Origin of the sequence: Nonomuraea sp. NPDC049684, assembly GCF_044465345.1 — a bacterium.
Taxonomy (GTDB): domain Bacteria; phylum Actinomycetota; class Actinomycetes; order Streptosporangiales; family Streptosporangiaceae; genus Nonomuraea.
Genome location: NZ_JBITLO010000008.1, coordinates 1 through 13,194 on the forward strand (window position 1 = coordinate 1; position 13,194 = coordinate 13,194).

At 72.3% G+C, this 13,194-nt stretch carries 12 protein-coding genes; 5 read left to right on the top strand and 7 right to left on the bottom strand.

Annotation, left to right across the window (positions count from 1 at the left end; translation table 11 throughout):
• Positions 1-71: 71 nt before the first annotated feature.
• From ACIBST_RS24640 to ACIBST_RS24660, 5 genes are all read right to left on the bottom strand, one after another.
• Positions 72-488: a TetR family transcriptional regulator C-terminal domain-containing protein gene (locus ACIBST_RS24640; RefSeq protein ID WP_397174879.1), complete on the bottom strand. Its 417-nt coding sequence runs from the start codon at positions 486-488 to the stop codon at positions 72-74.
• On the bottom strand, positions 452-679 hold the full coding sequence (locus ACIBST_RS24645; protein ID WP_397174881.1) for a TetR/AcrR family transcriptional regulator: 228 nt from the start codon (positions 677-679) through the stop codon (positions 452-454). The genes ACIBST_RS24640 and ACIBST_RS24645 overlap by 37 nt, the downstream gene beginning before the upstream one ends.
• A gap of 124 nt (positions 680-803) precedes the next feature.
• Positions 804-1,922 carry a magnesium and cobalt transport protein CorA gene (locus ACIBST_RS24650; RefSeq protein ID WP_397174882.1) on the bottom strand — a complete coding sequence of 373 codons (1,119 nt, stop codon included), beginning with the start codon at positions 1,920-1,922 and terminating at the stop codon, positions 804-806.
• Positions 1,923-1,953: 31 nt separating this feature from the next.
• Positions 1,954-2,430, bottom strand: coding sequence for a nuclear transport factor 2 family protein (locus ACIBST_RS24655; protein WP_352357058.1), 477 nt, complete (start codon positions 2,428-2,430; stop codon positions 1,954-1,956).
• A 4-nt stretch (positions 2,431-2,434) separates the two neighbouring features.
• Positions 2,435-3,322 (bottom strand): amidohydrolase family protein, encoded by an 888-nt coding sequence (locus ACIBST_RS24660; RefSeq protein WP_397174884.1) that lies wholly within the window; start codon positions 3,320-3,322, stop codon positions 2,435-2,437.
• A 34-nt stretch (positions 3,323-3,356) separates the two neighbouring features.
• On the opposite strand from ACIBST_RS24660, the gene ACIBST_RS24665 reads away from it, so the two are divergent.
• A complete protein-coding gene (locus tag ACIBST_RS24665) occupies positions 3,357-4,061 on the top strand; it encodes a M50 family metallopeptidase (RefSeq protein ID WP_397174886.1) in 705 nt (234 codons plus the stop codon).
• Positions 4,062-4,107: 46 nt separating this feature from the next.
• On the top strand, positions 4,108-5,751 hold the full coding sequence (locus tag ACIBST_RS24670; protein ID WP_397174888.1) for a protein kinase: 1,644 nt from the start codon (positions 4,108-4,110) through the stop codon (positions 5,749-5,751).
• On the opposite strand, the gene ACIBST_RS24675 is transcribed toward ACIBST_RS24670, so the two are convergent.
• Both ACIBST_RS24675 and ACIBST_RS24680 read right to left on the bottom strand, forming a co-directional pair.
• Entirely contained in the window at positions 5,740-7,875 is a 2,136-nt protein-coding gene (locus ACIBST_RS24675) for a thiamine pyrophosphate-dependent enzyme (protein WP_397174890.1), read from the bottom strand. The two genes, ACIBST_RS24670 and ACIBST_RS24675, sit on opposite strands and share 12 nt — an antisense overlap.
• A 231-nt stretch (positions 7,876-8,106) precedes the next feature.
• On the bottom strand, positions 8,107-8,658 hold the full coding sequence (locus ACIBST_RS24680; protein WP_397175446.1) for a TetR/AcrR family transcriptional regulator: 552 nt from the start codon (positions 8,656-8,658) through the stop codon (positions 8,107-8,109).
• Positions 8,659-8,767: 109 nt separating this feature from the next.
• Here ACIBST_RS24680 and ACIBST_RS24685 point away from each other — a divergent pair, with 109 nt between their 5' ends.
• Genes ACIBST_RS24685 through ACIBST_RS24695 form a run of 3 tightly spaced genes read left to right on the top strand, consistent with a single transcriptional unit; the run spans position 8,768 to position 13,193 of the window.
• Positions 8,768-10,336 carry a carboxyl transferase domain-containing protein gene (locus ACIBST_RS24685; protein ID WP_387664371.1) on the top strand — a complete coding sequence of 523 codons (1,569 nt, stop codon included), beginning with the start codon at positions 8,768-8,770 and terminating at the stop codon, positions 10,334-10,336.
• 2 nt (positions 10,337-10,338) lie between these two features.
• The gene (locus ACIBST_RS24690; protein WP_397174892.1) at positions 10,339-12,288 is read left to right on the top strand and encodes an acetyl/propionyl/methylcrotonyl-CoA carboxylase subunit alpha; all 1,950 of its coding nucleotides are present in this window, start codon (positions 10,339-10,341) and stop codon (positions 12,286-12,288) included.
• Entirely contained in the window at positions 12,288-13,193 is a 906-nt protein-coding gene (locus tag ACIBST_RS24695) for a hydroxymethylglutaryl-CoA lyase (RefSeq protein ID WP_397174893.1), read from the top strand. The genes ACIBST_RS24690 and ACIBST_RS24695 overlap by 1 nt, the downstream gene beginning before the upstream one ends.
• Position 13,194: the final 1 nt, after the last annotated feature.

Consider the following 13,194-nt stretch of genomic DNA (forward strand, 5'->3'; position numbering starts at 1 on the left):
GTTGGTTCTTCTTGGTCGTTGAACCCTTTACCGGAGACCTCTCTGCATGTCCGGCTTCGACACGCCGTTGATCAACACTTCGAAACAGGCCCTAGTTGCTTGAGGAAGGTGATGACGGCGGCCCGCATGTCCACCTGGTCCGGGTCGAGCAGCCATTGCGTCCGCAGGCCGTCGACGAGCGCGATGAGCTGCTGGGCGACGGCGTCGGGATCGTGGCCGAGCGGCGGCGTGGCGCGTTCGAACAGGGCGCCGAGCAGCCACGCGGCCTGCCGGCGCAGCCTGCGGTAGCGCTGGACGAAGTAGTCGTGGGCGGGATGGCCGGGGTCGGCCGCCTCGCCGGAGATCTTGACGTACAGACCGACCAGGCCGGGGGCGCTCATGTTCCCGGCCACCTGCGCGACCGCGCGGTCGAGCAGCTCCTGCGGCGAGAGCCCGTCGTCGGGGCCGCCCATCAGCTCGCCGTCGACCTCGTCGCGGCGGCTGAGCACCTGGATGAGCAGGCTCTCCTTGCCGGGAAGTGGTGCAGCAACCCCGCGTGGGTCAGGCCCGCGTGCGCGGCGATGTCGCGCAGCGACACCGCGTGGAAGCCCGAGCGGGAGAACAGCTCTGTGGCGGAGTCGAGGATGCGGGCGCGCGTGCGCTCGCCCTTGCGCCCTCGGCGTCGCGTCGGTTCGGTCACCGGCCGGCCCTTTCTGGGGGGCGGGGGCACGCGGGCCGCGCATGGAACGCCGGGCGGTCGCGGGATCGGCTCGACCAAGAACCTGCCACGTGGTCAGTTCTCGGGCCTGTGCCCGCGGCGGGCCCTACAGCCAGTCGCGGCGCTTGAAGACCATGTAGAGCACCATGCACACCGCCGCCATCAGCAGGATCGCGAACGGATAGCCGAACACCCAGTGGGTCTCGGGCATGAAGTCGAAGTTCATCCCGTAGATGGTGCCGACCAGCGTCGGGGCGAACAGGATGGCCGCCCACGCGGAGATCTTCTTTACCTCCTCGCCCTGCTGGATGCTGGCCTCGGTCATGCGGGCCATCTCCGCGTTCTGGGCCTGGGTCACCAGGGTCGAGTTGACCACCAGGATGTTCTGCAACATCTGGCGGAAGGCCGAGATGCGCTCGGTCACCGTGATCGCGTGGTCGGCGACGTCGCGCAGGTAGCTCTGGAGCTCGTCGTTGACGCCGTACTTGGCGGCGCCGGCGATGAAGCCGTGGATCATGCCCACCAGCGGCGCGATGGCCCGCTGGAACTCGATCACCTCGCCGGACAGCTCGTAGACGCGCCGCGACACCGAGGGGTCGCCGCTGAAGACCTCGACCTCGATCTCCTCGATGTCCTTCTGCAGCCCGGCCACCACCGGCGCGTAGCCGTCGACCACGGCGTCGAGGATCGCGTACAGGACGGCCTGCGGGCCCTGGCGCAGCAGGTCGGGGTCGGACTCCATGCGCTTGCGCACCCCCTGCAGGTCGGGGGCCTCGGCGTGGCGCACGGTGATCACGAAGTTGGGGCCGACGAAGACGTGCAGCTCGCCGAAGGCCACCTCCTCCACGTCGTCGAGGTAGCGGGCGGCGCGCAGCACCACGAACAGCGTGTCGCCGTAGCGGTCGGCCTTGGCCCGCTGGGAGCCGACGATCGCGTCCTCCAGCGCCAGCTCGTGCAGCTCGAACTCCTCGGCGAGCTTGACCAGCTCCCACTCCTTCGGACGGTAGAGACCGATCCAGGCCATGCTGTCCGGCATCTGCTTGAGGCGTTCGAAGGCGTCGGCGAGCGAGCCGGGGTTGTCGACCCGCTCGCCGTTCTGGTAGACGGCGTTGTCGATGACGGTGGGCCGGTAGGGGTGCTCCTCGGCGGCGCGCGGGTCCATCGAGTGCTCCGGCGCCTCCTCGCGGTGGTCACCGCTGCGCCTGAACCCCTTCACCCTGGCCATGCACCCTCCGATCCGGTTGCTCGGGTAAGAACTACTGCGACGACACCAAGCTGTCGAGCTCCTGGGTCGCCCGGTCCCTGATGGTCTTGCGCCACATCGGCGTCCAGCCGAACAGCAGCCCCTGCGGCCTGCCGAGAGCCATTCTGGACCAGCGCCTGAAGTCGAACTCGTCGTGGTGGCGGACGATGAGGTCGTCCTCGAACCTGAACAGCGCGTCGATCTCGTTGACGACCGTGCGGCCGGTGGAGGAGAAGGTGTAACTGGCCGTCCAGTGGGCCGAGCCGCTGAACTCGTCGGCCTGGACGTCGCGGTAGCCGGATCTCAGTCCGTCGCGCACGCCGAGCTGCAACCGCCACATCGCCATCACCCGGTCGCGGCCCTCGACCTCCTGGAAGATGGGGTCGCCGAAACTGATCTCGGGGTGGTAGCAGCGCTCCATGGCCGCGAAGTCCGCGCGGCCCAGAGCGTCGTAGAAGGCGCTGATGAGCGCCACGTGCCGATCGTTCACCTTGCTATCGAATCATGGCCGCACCATTGTCCCAGCACACCGCCCGCAGCCACTGCTCGCCGAGATTCAGGCGGGCGAGTGCGTCGAGCTGGTGCGCGTAGGGGTGCGGGATGGTCGGGAAATCGCTGCCGAGCACCACCTTCCCCGAAAGCCCGAGATCACGCAGAACCGGGCGCAATCGGCTGGGAAACGGCATGCCCCGCTCGGAGAAGTCGGTGAAGGCCATGGTGGTGTCCAGGGCGACCCGCTCATGGCGGACGGCCAGCTCGAAGAACGGCTCGTACTCGGGCATGCCCAGATGCGCGATCACCGCCCGCAGCCGCGGATGGGCGGCCAGCACCGCGCCGATCGGCCCCGGCCCCACGTGGCCGCCGGGCACGGGCACCGAGCTGGCGTGCACGACCATGGGCACGCCCGACTCCGCCAGCAGCCCCCAGACCTCGGTCAGCTCCGGCGCGGTCGGGTCGAAGCCGCCGACCTGGAGGTGCACCTTGAAGATCTGGACGCCGTCCGCCAGCGCCGCGCGCACGTAGTCGGCGACGCCGGGCTCGGGGTAGAACGTCGCCGACGGCAGGCAGTCGGGGTTGCGGCGGGCGAAGTCGAGCGTCCAGGCGTTGAGGTCGCGCGCCATGTCGGGCCGGTGCGCGTACGCCAGGGCGGGGAAGCGCCGTACGCCCATCTCGCGCAGCCTCGCCAGCCGCTCGTCGACCGGGCGTTCGTACTCGATCTTCCAGCCGGCGCCTATCAGCGGGCCGCCGTGGTTGAAGTGATGCCAGACCCGGCGTTCCATTCGTTCGGGCAGGAAGTGCACATGCAGGTCGATCAGGCCCGTCAGCCCGAGGTCGCGCCACCACGCCGGAACGTCCGCGTCAGAATGCAGTTCTGCTGCCACAGCCGGGACTTTACCCGGCTAGTGTTTCTCCTCGATGGACATGCTCTGGGCCCACCTGATCAAGGTTCAGCCTGACCCCGACCCCTGGGTCGTGCTGGTCTCGGCTCTGGCCGCGCTCGCGGTCGTCGCGTTCCGCACCCCCTGGCAGGTGTCCAGGGGCCTGATCACGATCGCCCACGAGGGCGGCCACGCGGTCATGGCGCTGCTCACCCGGCGCAAGCTCGAAGGCATCCGGCTCCACTCCGACACCTCCGGCGTCACGCTGACCCGGGGCCGCCCCAACGGCCCCGGCATGGTGCTGACCGCCCTCGCCGGCTACCTGGCCCCCTCGCTACTGGGGCTGGCCGCCGCCTGGCTCACCGAGCAGGGCCGCATCACGCTGCTGATCTGGAGCGTGCTGCTCTTCCTGGTGTGCATGCTGCTGCTGATCCGCAACCTCTACGGCGCGCTGATCCTGCTGGTCACCGGCGGCGCGGTGTTCGCCCTGTCCATGTACGCCCCCGCCGAGGTCCAGCAGATCGTGGCCATGGTGGCGACCTGGTTCCTGCTGTTCGGCGGCGTCCGGCCGATCGTCGAGCTGCAGCGCAAGCGGCGCAGGCGGCAGGCCAGAGACTCCGACGCCGACCAGCTCGCCCGCCTGACGTTCCTGCCCGGCGGCTTCTACGTCTTCTTCTTCCTGGTCGTGGCCGCCGTGTCGGTGGTGTTCGGCGCGTATCTGATGAACCCGTTGACCCCTTGAAAGCCGAAATTTCACATTAAACTCACCGGCAACAGGGGGGAGTGCCGTGTTGCCAGCCGAGGACGCGCCCGGCTACCGGGTGCTCGATCAGGCGGGCCAGGGCGGTTTCGCCGTCGTCTACCGCGCCTACCAGGAGCGCCTGGACCGGGTCGTGGCGCTGAAGGTCCTGTCGGTCGACCGGGTCGACCAGCGCACCATGCGCCGCTTCCAGCGCGAGCTGCGGCTCACCGGCCGGCTGACCGGCCATCCCAACGTCGTGACCGTCTTCGACACCGGCGTGACGCGTTCGGGCAAGCCGTACATCGCGATGGACTTCTTCGAGAACGGCTCGCTGCGCGACAAGGTCCGCAAGGAGGGGCCGCTCGGGGTGCCCGACGTGCTGCGCGCGGGCGTCAAGCTGGCCGGCGCGCTGGCCGCCGTGCACGAGGCCGGGGTGCTGCACGGCGACATCAAGCCGCAGAACATCCTCGTCTCCCGCTACGGCGAGCCCGCCATCGCCGACTTCGGCGTGGCCCGGGTGGTGGACTCCGCGGAGATCTCGGCCACCTCCCAGGCGTTCACCCCGCTGCACGCCGCGCCGGAGGTGCTCACCGGGCAGCCGCACTCGGCCTCCGGCGACATCTACTCCCTGGGCTCGACGCTCTACCACCTGCTGGCCGGGCAGCCCGCCTTCCACAACCCGGCCGACCCGTCGATCGCGCCGCTGATGTACCGGGTGCTGAGCCTCGACCCGCCGCCGATCAACCGGCCGGACGTGCCGCCGGCGGTCTTCGGGACGATCCTGCACGCGATGTCCAAGCAGCCGGCGTCGCGGCCCGGCTCGGCCAGGGAGCTGGCGCGGCGGTTGCAGGAGGTGCAGGCCGAGCTGGGCCTGTCGGTGACCGACCTGGTGGGCCAGGATCCGGGGCCGGGGCCGGCGACGTCCACCGTCCCGCGCCGCCCGCGCGGCGGCCCGCAGGCCCCGCCGCACCCCGGCGACAGCTCCCTCCCGGCCACCGGCAGCCGGCTCGCCCACCCCCACGCCCCCGCACCCGTCCCGCCACCGCCCGGCCTGCCGGGGAACGCGGGCGGCGCAAGGCGGGAGGCCCCCATGGGAGGGGCCGTCGGCGGCGTTCGGCGGGAGGCCCCCACGGCGGGGGACATGGGCGGGGCTCGGCGGGAGGCCGTCACGACGCCGCCCGCCGGGGCAGGGGGCCTCGGGAGGCGCCTGCTGATCGGCGGCGCGGTCGCGGCCGTGGCGATCGGCGGCACCGGCCTGGCCGTCTACCTGTCGCTGCGGCCGCCCGCCGGTCCGGGCCCCGCCGACCGCCGCCCCGAGGCCGCGACCCCCGCGGCGACCGCAGCGGCGACCAGTGCCGCCACCCCGCCGCCGATCAGCAAGCGGGACGTCGCCGCGCTCGCCCCCCGCCGGCTCAGGGTCACCGCCGACCGCGGCGCCCTGGTGGAGCTGAGCTGGGCGCTCCCGGCCGACGCCCGCCGCTACCCGGTCGTCCTGCAACGTACGCGGGCGGGCGGGGGCGACGTGACCGTCGTCGCCCTCGGCACGGGCGCCACCAGCGGCCGCGTCGCCGGGCTCGACCCCGACACCGGCTACTGCTTCCTGGTGGGCGTGCCGCTGCGCATCTCGGCGGCTACCACCGTCGCCTGGTCGAAGCCCGCCTGCGTCAGAGGGGCGCGCTCAGCCCAGTAGCTTGCGCGCCGCCTGCTCGATCTCCTCCTCCGACAGCAGCACGTGGTTGGCCGCGTCGCCCAGCGGGATGAAGCTGTCGGCCGAGGTCACCCGGGCCACCTGCCCCGTGAACCCGGCGTCGATCAGCTCGGTCGTCACGCCCTCGGACACGCCCCCGGAGTGGCGGGTCTCGTCGGCGATCAGCACCTTGCCGGTCAGCTCGGCCGCCCGCAGCAGGTCGTCGACCGGCAGCGGGGCCAGCCAGCGCAGGTCGAGGACGCGGCAGCCGTAGCCCTCCTGGGTGAGCCGGACCGCGGCGCGCAGGCTCATCCGCAGCCCGTTGCCGAACGTCACGATCGTCAGGTCGCGGCCCTCGCCGTACGAGCGGGCCCGGCCGACGGGCACGTGCGTCTCGCGCCAGCGCCCCGGCGGCGTGTACGGCGCCAGCCAGCCGCCGTCGCCCTCCTCGAACAGGTCACGCGTGTGGTAGAGCGCGATCGGCTCCAGGAACACGCAGACCGACCCGGCCGTACGGGCGGCGGCCAGGCAGGTGCGCAACATGGCGGCGGCGTCGTCGGGACGCGCGGGCGAGGCGAGGACCAGGCCCGGGATGTCACGCAGCGCGGCCACCGCGTTGTCGTTGTGGAAGTGGCCGCCGAAGCCCTTCTGGTAGGCGTAGCCGGCGACCCGGACGACCATGCCGTTGGTGTAGGCGCCGCGCGAGAAGAACGACAGGGTGGCGCCCTCGCCGCGGATCTGGTCGAGCGCGTTGTGCAGGTAGGCCAGGTATTGGATCTCCGGCACCGGGAGCTGGTTGGACACCGCCGAGCCGAGCGCGAGGCCGAGGATGGCCTGCTCGTCGAGGAGCGTGTCGAACACCCGCGAGCCGCCGAACCGCTTCTGCAGCCCCCGGGTGACGCCGTAGACGCCGCCCTTCCTGGCGACGTCCTCGCCGAAGACCGTCATCTCGGGGTAGACCACCAGCGCGTCGGCGAGCGTGCGGTTGATGGTCTGCGACAACGTCAGCGGCTTCTCGGTCTCGGGCAGCGTGCCGGCGAACGCCTTCTCCCTGATCGGGCCCTCGCCCGAGGTCGGGCTGATGTTGGCGATGAGGTCGGGACGGCGCGGCGCGATCGGCTCCATGACCTCCGCGGCCGAGCCGAGCCGCGGGGCGCGGGTGGTCTCCAGGGCGATGCGCAGGATGTGCTCGCGCGCCGACTCGTACGTCTTGAGCAGCTCCTCCGGCGTCTCCAGCCCGGCCTCCACCAGCATCCGCGCGGTGCGGACGAGCGGGTCGCGCTCCATGTCGGCCCGCAGCTCCCGCTGGGTGCGGTAGGCCGACTCGACGTCGGACCCGGCGTGCCCCATCAGCCGCACGGTGGACAGGTGCAGGAACGCGGGGGAGCGGTTGGCGCGGACGTGCTGGACGGCGAGCGTGGCGGCGTCGTAGGCGTCGGCCAGGTCGCAGCCGTCGGCGGCGAAGTAGGCGATGCCCGGCCGCCGCGCCGCCGCCTCCACCCACCCCTTGGGGGTGCGGACGCTGATGCCGATGCCGTTGTCCTCGCACACGAACAGGATGGGCAGCGGCTGCCCCTGGAAGGTGGCGTAGGAGGCGGTGTTGAGCCCGGTCAGGGCGCTGGCGTGGTTGATCGAGGCGTCGCCGAAGCTGCACACGGCGATGGCGTCGGGCGGCCAGGCCGACCGGTCGCCGAGCGCGGCGGCCCGTTCGATGGCGAAGGCCACGCCCACGGCGCGCGGCAGGTGGCTGGCGATCGTCGAGGTCTGCGGGATGACGGCCAGGTGGGGGTGGCCGAAGACCTTGTGCCGGCCGCCGGCGATCGGCTCGTCGGCCGCCGCGGTGAGACCCATCAGCACGTCGCGAAGGCCCTGCTCGGGCAGGCGGCCGGCCTGCTCGGAGCGGGTCAGGTAGAAGGCGCCGGACCGGTAGTGGAGCAGCGCCGGGTCGCTCGCCCTGGCCGCGGCGGCGACGGCCGCGTTGCCCTCGTGGCCGGCCGACCCGATCGTGTAGAAGCCCTCGTTCTGCTCGCGGAGCCAGCGGGCGGCGATGTCGAGCAGGCGGCTGTCGAGCTGGCGCTGGAACAGGGTCCGGCACCGGTCGCCGGTGAGCGACGTGCCCTCGCGCACCGGGCCGCCGGGATCTCGGGCGGGGCCTGACTTCAGCGCCTCAACGGATTGGATGAAATGTGTCTCAACAGTGTCGCGCGCCACACCCTGATTATGTCCGTCAACGCCGCCGCCGTCTGCCGGAGTGCATGACAGATTGTGGTCCGGTCCGTTTAACCCTGATCCATGGCAGTTTGCAGAGGTCTACGGCGTTTCGGGGGTTTTCGTACGGGCTGAAGCGTCGCCGATCAGTTAGTGATTGTTAACGCTGGCCTCGATCGCGGCGCGGGCCATCGTGTGCAGCAGGGGACGCATGTCGTGCGGGGGCAGCTCGCCCGCGCTGTGGGGCGTCGAGTTGAGCAGGCCGAAGACCGCGTGCGTCGCCGCGCGCAGCCGGGCCGGCGGGCACGCCGGGTGCAGCTCGGCCAGCACGGTCACCCACTCCTCGACGTAGAGGCGCTGCAGCCGCCTGATCCTGCGCCGCTCCGGCTCGGGCACGTTGCCCAGCTCGCGGTCGTGCACGGTGATCAGCGCCGGCTGGTCGAGCGCGAACGTGATCTGCACGTTGAGCAGCGCGTCGAGCGTCTCGGCCGGGCCGCCTGCGGAGGTGGCCACCGCCACCGCCGACTCCCGCAGCCGCGAGCTGACGTCGAGCAGCATCTCGGCGAGCAGCGCGTCCTTGCCGCTGAAGTGCCGGTAGAGCGCGGGGCCCGAGACGCCGACCGCGCCCCCGATGTCCTCGATGGAGACCCCGTGGAAACCGCGGGCGGCGAACAGCCGGGCGGCCGCCGCGAGGATCTCCATGCGCCTTCTGCCGCGCTCGCGGGTAGGTGTGGAGGCAGTGGTCACATCTCACATGCTAGACGATTACGTTAATGATGACTAACATCTCGGCCATGACGAGAGGGGACTCATGAGCGACTGGCCGGTGCTGAAGTCGGCCGTGGAGCCCGGGAGCGAGGCGTACAAACGCAACGCCGAGCTCAACGAGCGGCTGGCCGCCGAGCTGCTCGAACGGCTGGCCGCGGCGGCGCTCGGCGGTCCAGAGCGGTCGCGGCAGCGCCACGTCGAGCGGGGCAAGCTGCTGCCGCGCGACCGCGTCGACGGGCTGCTCGACCCGGGTTCCCGCTTCCTGGAGCTGTCGCCGCTGGCGGCCGGCGGCCTCTACGACGACCAGGCGCCCGCCGCCGGGATCATCACCGGCGTCGGCAGGGTGGCCGGGCGCGAGTGCGTGGTCGTGGCCAACGACGCGACCGTCAAGGGCGGCACGTACTACCCGATGACCGTCAAGAAGCACCTGCGCGCGCAGGAGGTGGCCCTGCACAACCACCTGCCCTGCGTCTACCTGGTCGACTCCGGCGGCGCGTTCCTCCCCAGGCAGGACGAGGTCTTCCCCGACCGGGAGCACTTCGGGCGCATCTTCTACAACCAGGCCACGATGTCGGCCCGCGGCATCCCGCAGATCGCCGCCGTGCTCGGCTCGTGCACCGCCGGCGGCGCGTACGTGCCGGCCATGAGCGACGAGGCGGTCATCGTCCGCGGCCAGGGCACGATCTTCCTGGGCGGTCCGCCGCTGGTGAAGGCGGCCACCGGCGAGGAGGTCACGGCCGAGGAGCTGGGCGGCGGCGACCTGCACTCGCGGGTCAGCGGCGTCACCGACCACCTGGCCGAGGACGACGCCCACGCCCTGGCCATCGTCCGCGACATCGTCTCGACGCTGGCCCCCCGGGCACCCCGTCCCTGGGACACGGTCGCCCCCGAGGAGCCGCGGCACGACCCGCGCGACCTCTACGGCCTCGTCCCGGCCGACACCCGCCAGCCCTACGACGTGCGCGAGGTCATCGCCCGCCTGGTGGACGGCTCGCGCTTCCTGGAGTTCAAGGCCGAGTACGGCTCCACCCTCGTCACCGGCTTCGCCCACCTGCACGGCCACCCGGTGGGCATCGTGGCCAACAACGGCATCCTGTTCAGCGAGTCGGCGATGAAGGGCGCGCACTTCATCGAGCTGTGCGACCAGCGCCGCATCCCGCTGGTGTTCCTGCAGAACATCAGCGGGTTCATGGTCGGCAAGGCGTACGAGGCGGGCGGCATCGCCAAGCACGGCGCCAAGATGGTCACGGCCGTGTCGTGCGCGCGGGTGCCCAAGTTCACGGTGGTGATCGGCGGCTCGTTCGGGGCGGGCAACTACGCCATGGCCGGACGGGCGTACTCGCCCCGGTTCCTGTGGATGTGGCCCAACGCCCGCATCTCCGTCATGGGCGGCGAGCAGGCGGCGAACGTGCTGACCACGGTCGGCAACGCCGACCCCGACGCCATCCGCGCCCAGTACGAGCACCAGGGCAACCCCTACTACTCCACCGCCCGGCTCTGGGACGACGGCGTGATCGACCCGCTCGACACCCGCACCGTCCTCGGCCTGGCCCTGTCCGCGGCGGCCAACGCGCCGCTCGAACCCGCCGGTTACGGCGTATTCCGGATGTGATCATGCTCTTCGACCGTGTTCTCATCGCCAACCGGGGCGAGATCGCCGTCCGGGTCGTCCGGACGCTGCGCGCGCTCGGCATCGAGTCGGTGGCGGTGTTCACCCCGCCCGACGCGGGCGCCAGGCACGCCCGCGAAGCAGATATCGCCCTCGAAGTCTCGAAATATCTGGACATCGAGGCGATCGTTGGGGCGGCGCTCGCCTCCGGCGCGCAGGCCGTCCATCCCGGCTACGGCTTCCTGGCCGAGAACGCCGCGTTCGCGCGGCGCTGCGCCGAGGCCGGGCTCGTCTTCGTCGGCCCGTCCCCCGAGGCCATCGACGCCATGGGTGACAAGATCCGCGCCAAGGCCACCGTGTCGGCGGCCGGGGTGCCGGTCGTCCCCGGCGGGGCCGAGCCGGGCGACGACCTGGCCCGGTGGGCCGAGTTCCCGGCGCTGATCAAGCCGTCCGCGGGCGGCGGCGGCAAGGGCATGGTGCTGGTGCGCTCGGCGGCCGAGCTGCCCGACGCGCTGGAGTCGGCCCGCCGTACGGCGCGGGCGGCGTTCGGCGACGGCACCCTGCTCATCGAGCGCTACGTCGAGAACCCCCGGCACATCGAGATCCAGGTCATGGCCGACGCCCACGGCAACGTCGTGCACCTGGGCGAGCGCGAGTGCAGCCTCCAGCGCCGGCACCAGAAGATCATCGAAGAGGCTCCGTCGCCCTTCGTGACCCCCGGCATGCGCGCCGACATGGGCGCCGCGGCCGTCGAGGCCGCCCGCTCGGTCGGGTACGTCGGCGCGGGCACGGTCGAGTTCATCGTCGACGGCAGCACCGGCTCCTACCACTTCATGGAGATGAACACCCGGCTCCAGGTCGAGCACCCGGTCACCGAGCTGGTCACCGGCCTGGACCTGGTGGAGCTGCAACTGCGCGTCGCGGCCGGCGAGCCGCTGCCGTTCGGCCAGGAGCAGGTGCGCCTCGACGGCCACGCCGTCGAGGCGCGCGTCTACGCCGAGGACCCGGCGCGCGGCTTCCTGCCCAGCGGCGGGCGCGTGCTGGCCCGGCGCGAGCCCGGCGACGACGGCCCGGGACGGGTGCGGGTCGACTCCGGCCTGGCCGAGGGCGGCGTCGTCGGCAGCGACTACGACCCCATGCTGTCCAAGGTGATCGCCTGGGCGCCGGACCGCGAGGCGGCGCTCAGGGCGCTGGACCGGGCGCTCGCCCGTACCGCGGTGCTGGGCGTGGTCACCAACGTGCCGTTCCTGCGCGGGCTGGCCCGCCACCCCGCGGTCGTGGCGGGCGAACTGGACACCGGCCTGGTCGAACGCGTGCTGCCCGAGCTGCTGCCGGAGTCCGGCGTGCCGCGCGAGGTGGCCGCGGCGGCGGCGCTGATCTTCCACACGCTGCCGCAGGGCCCCGACCCCTGGCAGGTCACCGACGGCTGGCGGGTCGGCGAGCCCGCCTGGACGACCTGGCGGCTGGAGTCGCGCGACGGCGTGCACGCGGTGCCCGTCCGCGGCCTGCCCGGCCGGTCGGCCGAGGTGCTGCTGGACGGCGAGGCCGTGCCCGCCCGGATCACGACCGGCGGCGGCGCGGCGGCCGTCACGCTCGGCGGCCGGACCGCCCGCTACCTGACCGCCCGCCACGGCGACACGCTCTGGCTCGGCAAGGACGGCGAGTCGTGGGCGTTCACCCGCCACCTCATCGGCGACCCGGGCGACCGGCCCGGCGCCGCGGGGGCGGGCGACGGCGTGGTGCGCAGCCCCATGCCCGGCACCGTCCTGCTGGTCAAGGTGCAGCCCGGCGACCGGGTGAGCGAGGGGCAGCCGCTGGTCGTCGTCGAGGCCATGAAGATGGAGCACACGGTCACCGCCCCCTGTGACGGCGTGGTCGCCGAGCTGCCCGTCCAGCCGGGCAAGCCGGTCGACATGGACGCCGTGCTGGCCGTGGTCACCGACGAGGAGGCGTGATGCCGTACCGCATGCGAGGGCTTCCCGAGCGGGTCACGGTCTACGAGGTGGGCCCGCGCGACGGCCTGCAGAACGAGTCGGCGATCGTGCCGGTCGAGGTCAAGGCCGAGTTCATCGACCGGCTGGCCGACGCCGGCCACCGGGTCGTCGAGGCGACCAGCTTCGTGCACCCCAAGTGGGTGCCGCAGCTCGCCGACGCCGGTGAGCTGCTCGGCCGCCTCGACCGCAGGCCCGGCGTGCGCTACCCGGTGCTGGTGCCCAACGAGCGCGGGCTCGACCGGGCGCTGGAGCTGGGCGTCACCGAGATCGCGATCTTCGCCAGCGCCACCGAGACCTTCGCCGCCAAGAACCTCAACCGCACGCTGGAGAGCCAGTTCGACATGTTCGAGCCGGTCGTGGCCAGGGCGCTGGAGCACGGGCTGCGGGTGCGCGCGTACGTGTCGATGTGCTTCGGCGACCCCTGGGAGGGGCCCACGCCGGTCGGGCAGGTCGTCGCGGTCGGCGAGCGGCTGCTCGGGCTCGGCTGCTACGAGCTGTCGCTCGGCGACACGATCGGCGTCGGCACGCCGGGCCACGTCACCGAGCTGATCGGCGCGTTCGGCGGCCCCGAGCGGCTCGCCGTGCACTTCCACGACACCTACGGGCAGGCGCTCGGCAACACGCTCGCCGCCCTGCAGGCGGGCGTGACCACCGTCGACGCCTCCACCGGCGGCATCGGCGGCTGCCCGTACGCCGAGTCCGCCACCGGCAACCTGGCCACCGAAGACCTCGTGTGGATGTTGTCGGGGCTCGGCATCGAGACCGGGCTCGACCTGGACAAACTCGTGTCCACCAGCACCTGGCTGGCCGAGCGGCTGGGCCGGCCCAGCCCCTCGCGCGTCGTCCAGGCCCTCGCGAAAGGCTGAT

What these genes read in the sequence shown, in the direction of transcription:
- ACIBST_RS24695 (WP_397174893.1), top strand. Translation starts at nt 12,288, where the DNA reads ATGCCGTACCGCATGCGAGGGCTTCCCGAGCGGGTCACGGTCTACGAG.
- ACIBST_RS24690 (WP_397174892.1), top strand. Translation starts at nt 10,339, where the DNA reads ATGCTCTTCGACCGTGTTCTCATCGCCAACCGGGGCGAGATCGCCGTC.
- ACIBST_RS24665 (WP_397174886.1), top strand. Translation starts at nt 3,357, where the DNA reads ATGGACATGCTCTGGGCCCACCTGATCAAGGTTCAGCCTGACCCCGAC.
- ACIBST_RS24650 (WP_397174882.1), bottom strand. Translation starts at nt 1,922, where the DNA reads ATGGCCAGGGTGAAGGGGTTCAGGCGCAGCGGTGACCACCGCGAGGAG.
- ACIBST_RS24685 (WP_387664371.1), top strand. Translation starts at nt 8,768, where the DNA reads ATGAGCGACTGGCCGGTGCTGAAGTCGGCCGTGGAGCCCGGGAGCGAG.
- ACIBST_RS24680 (WP_397175446.1), bottom strand. Translation starts at nt 8,658, where the DNA reads ATGGAGATCCTCGCGGCGGCCGCCCGGCTGTTCGCCGCCCGCGGTTTC.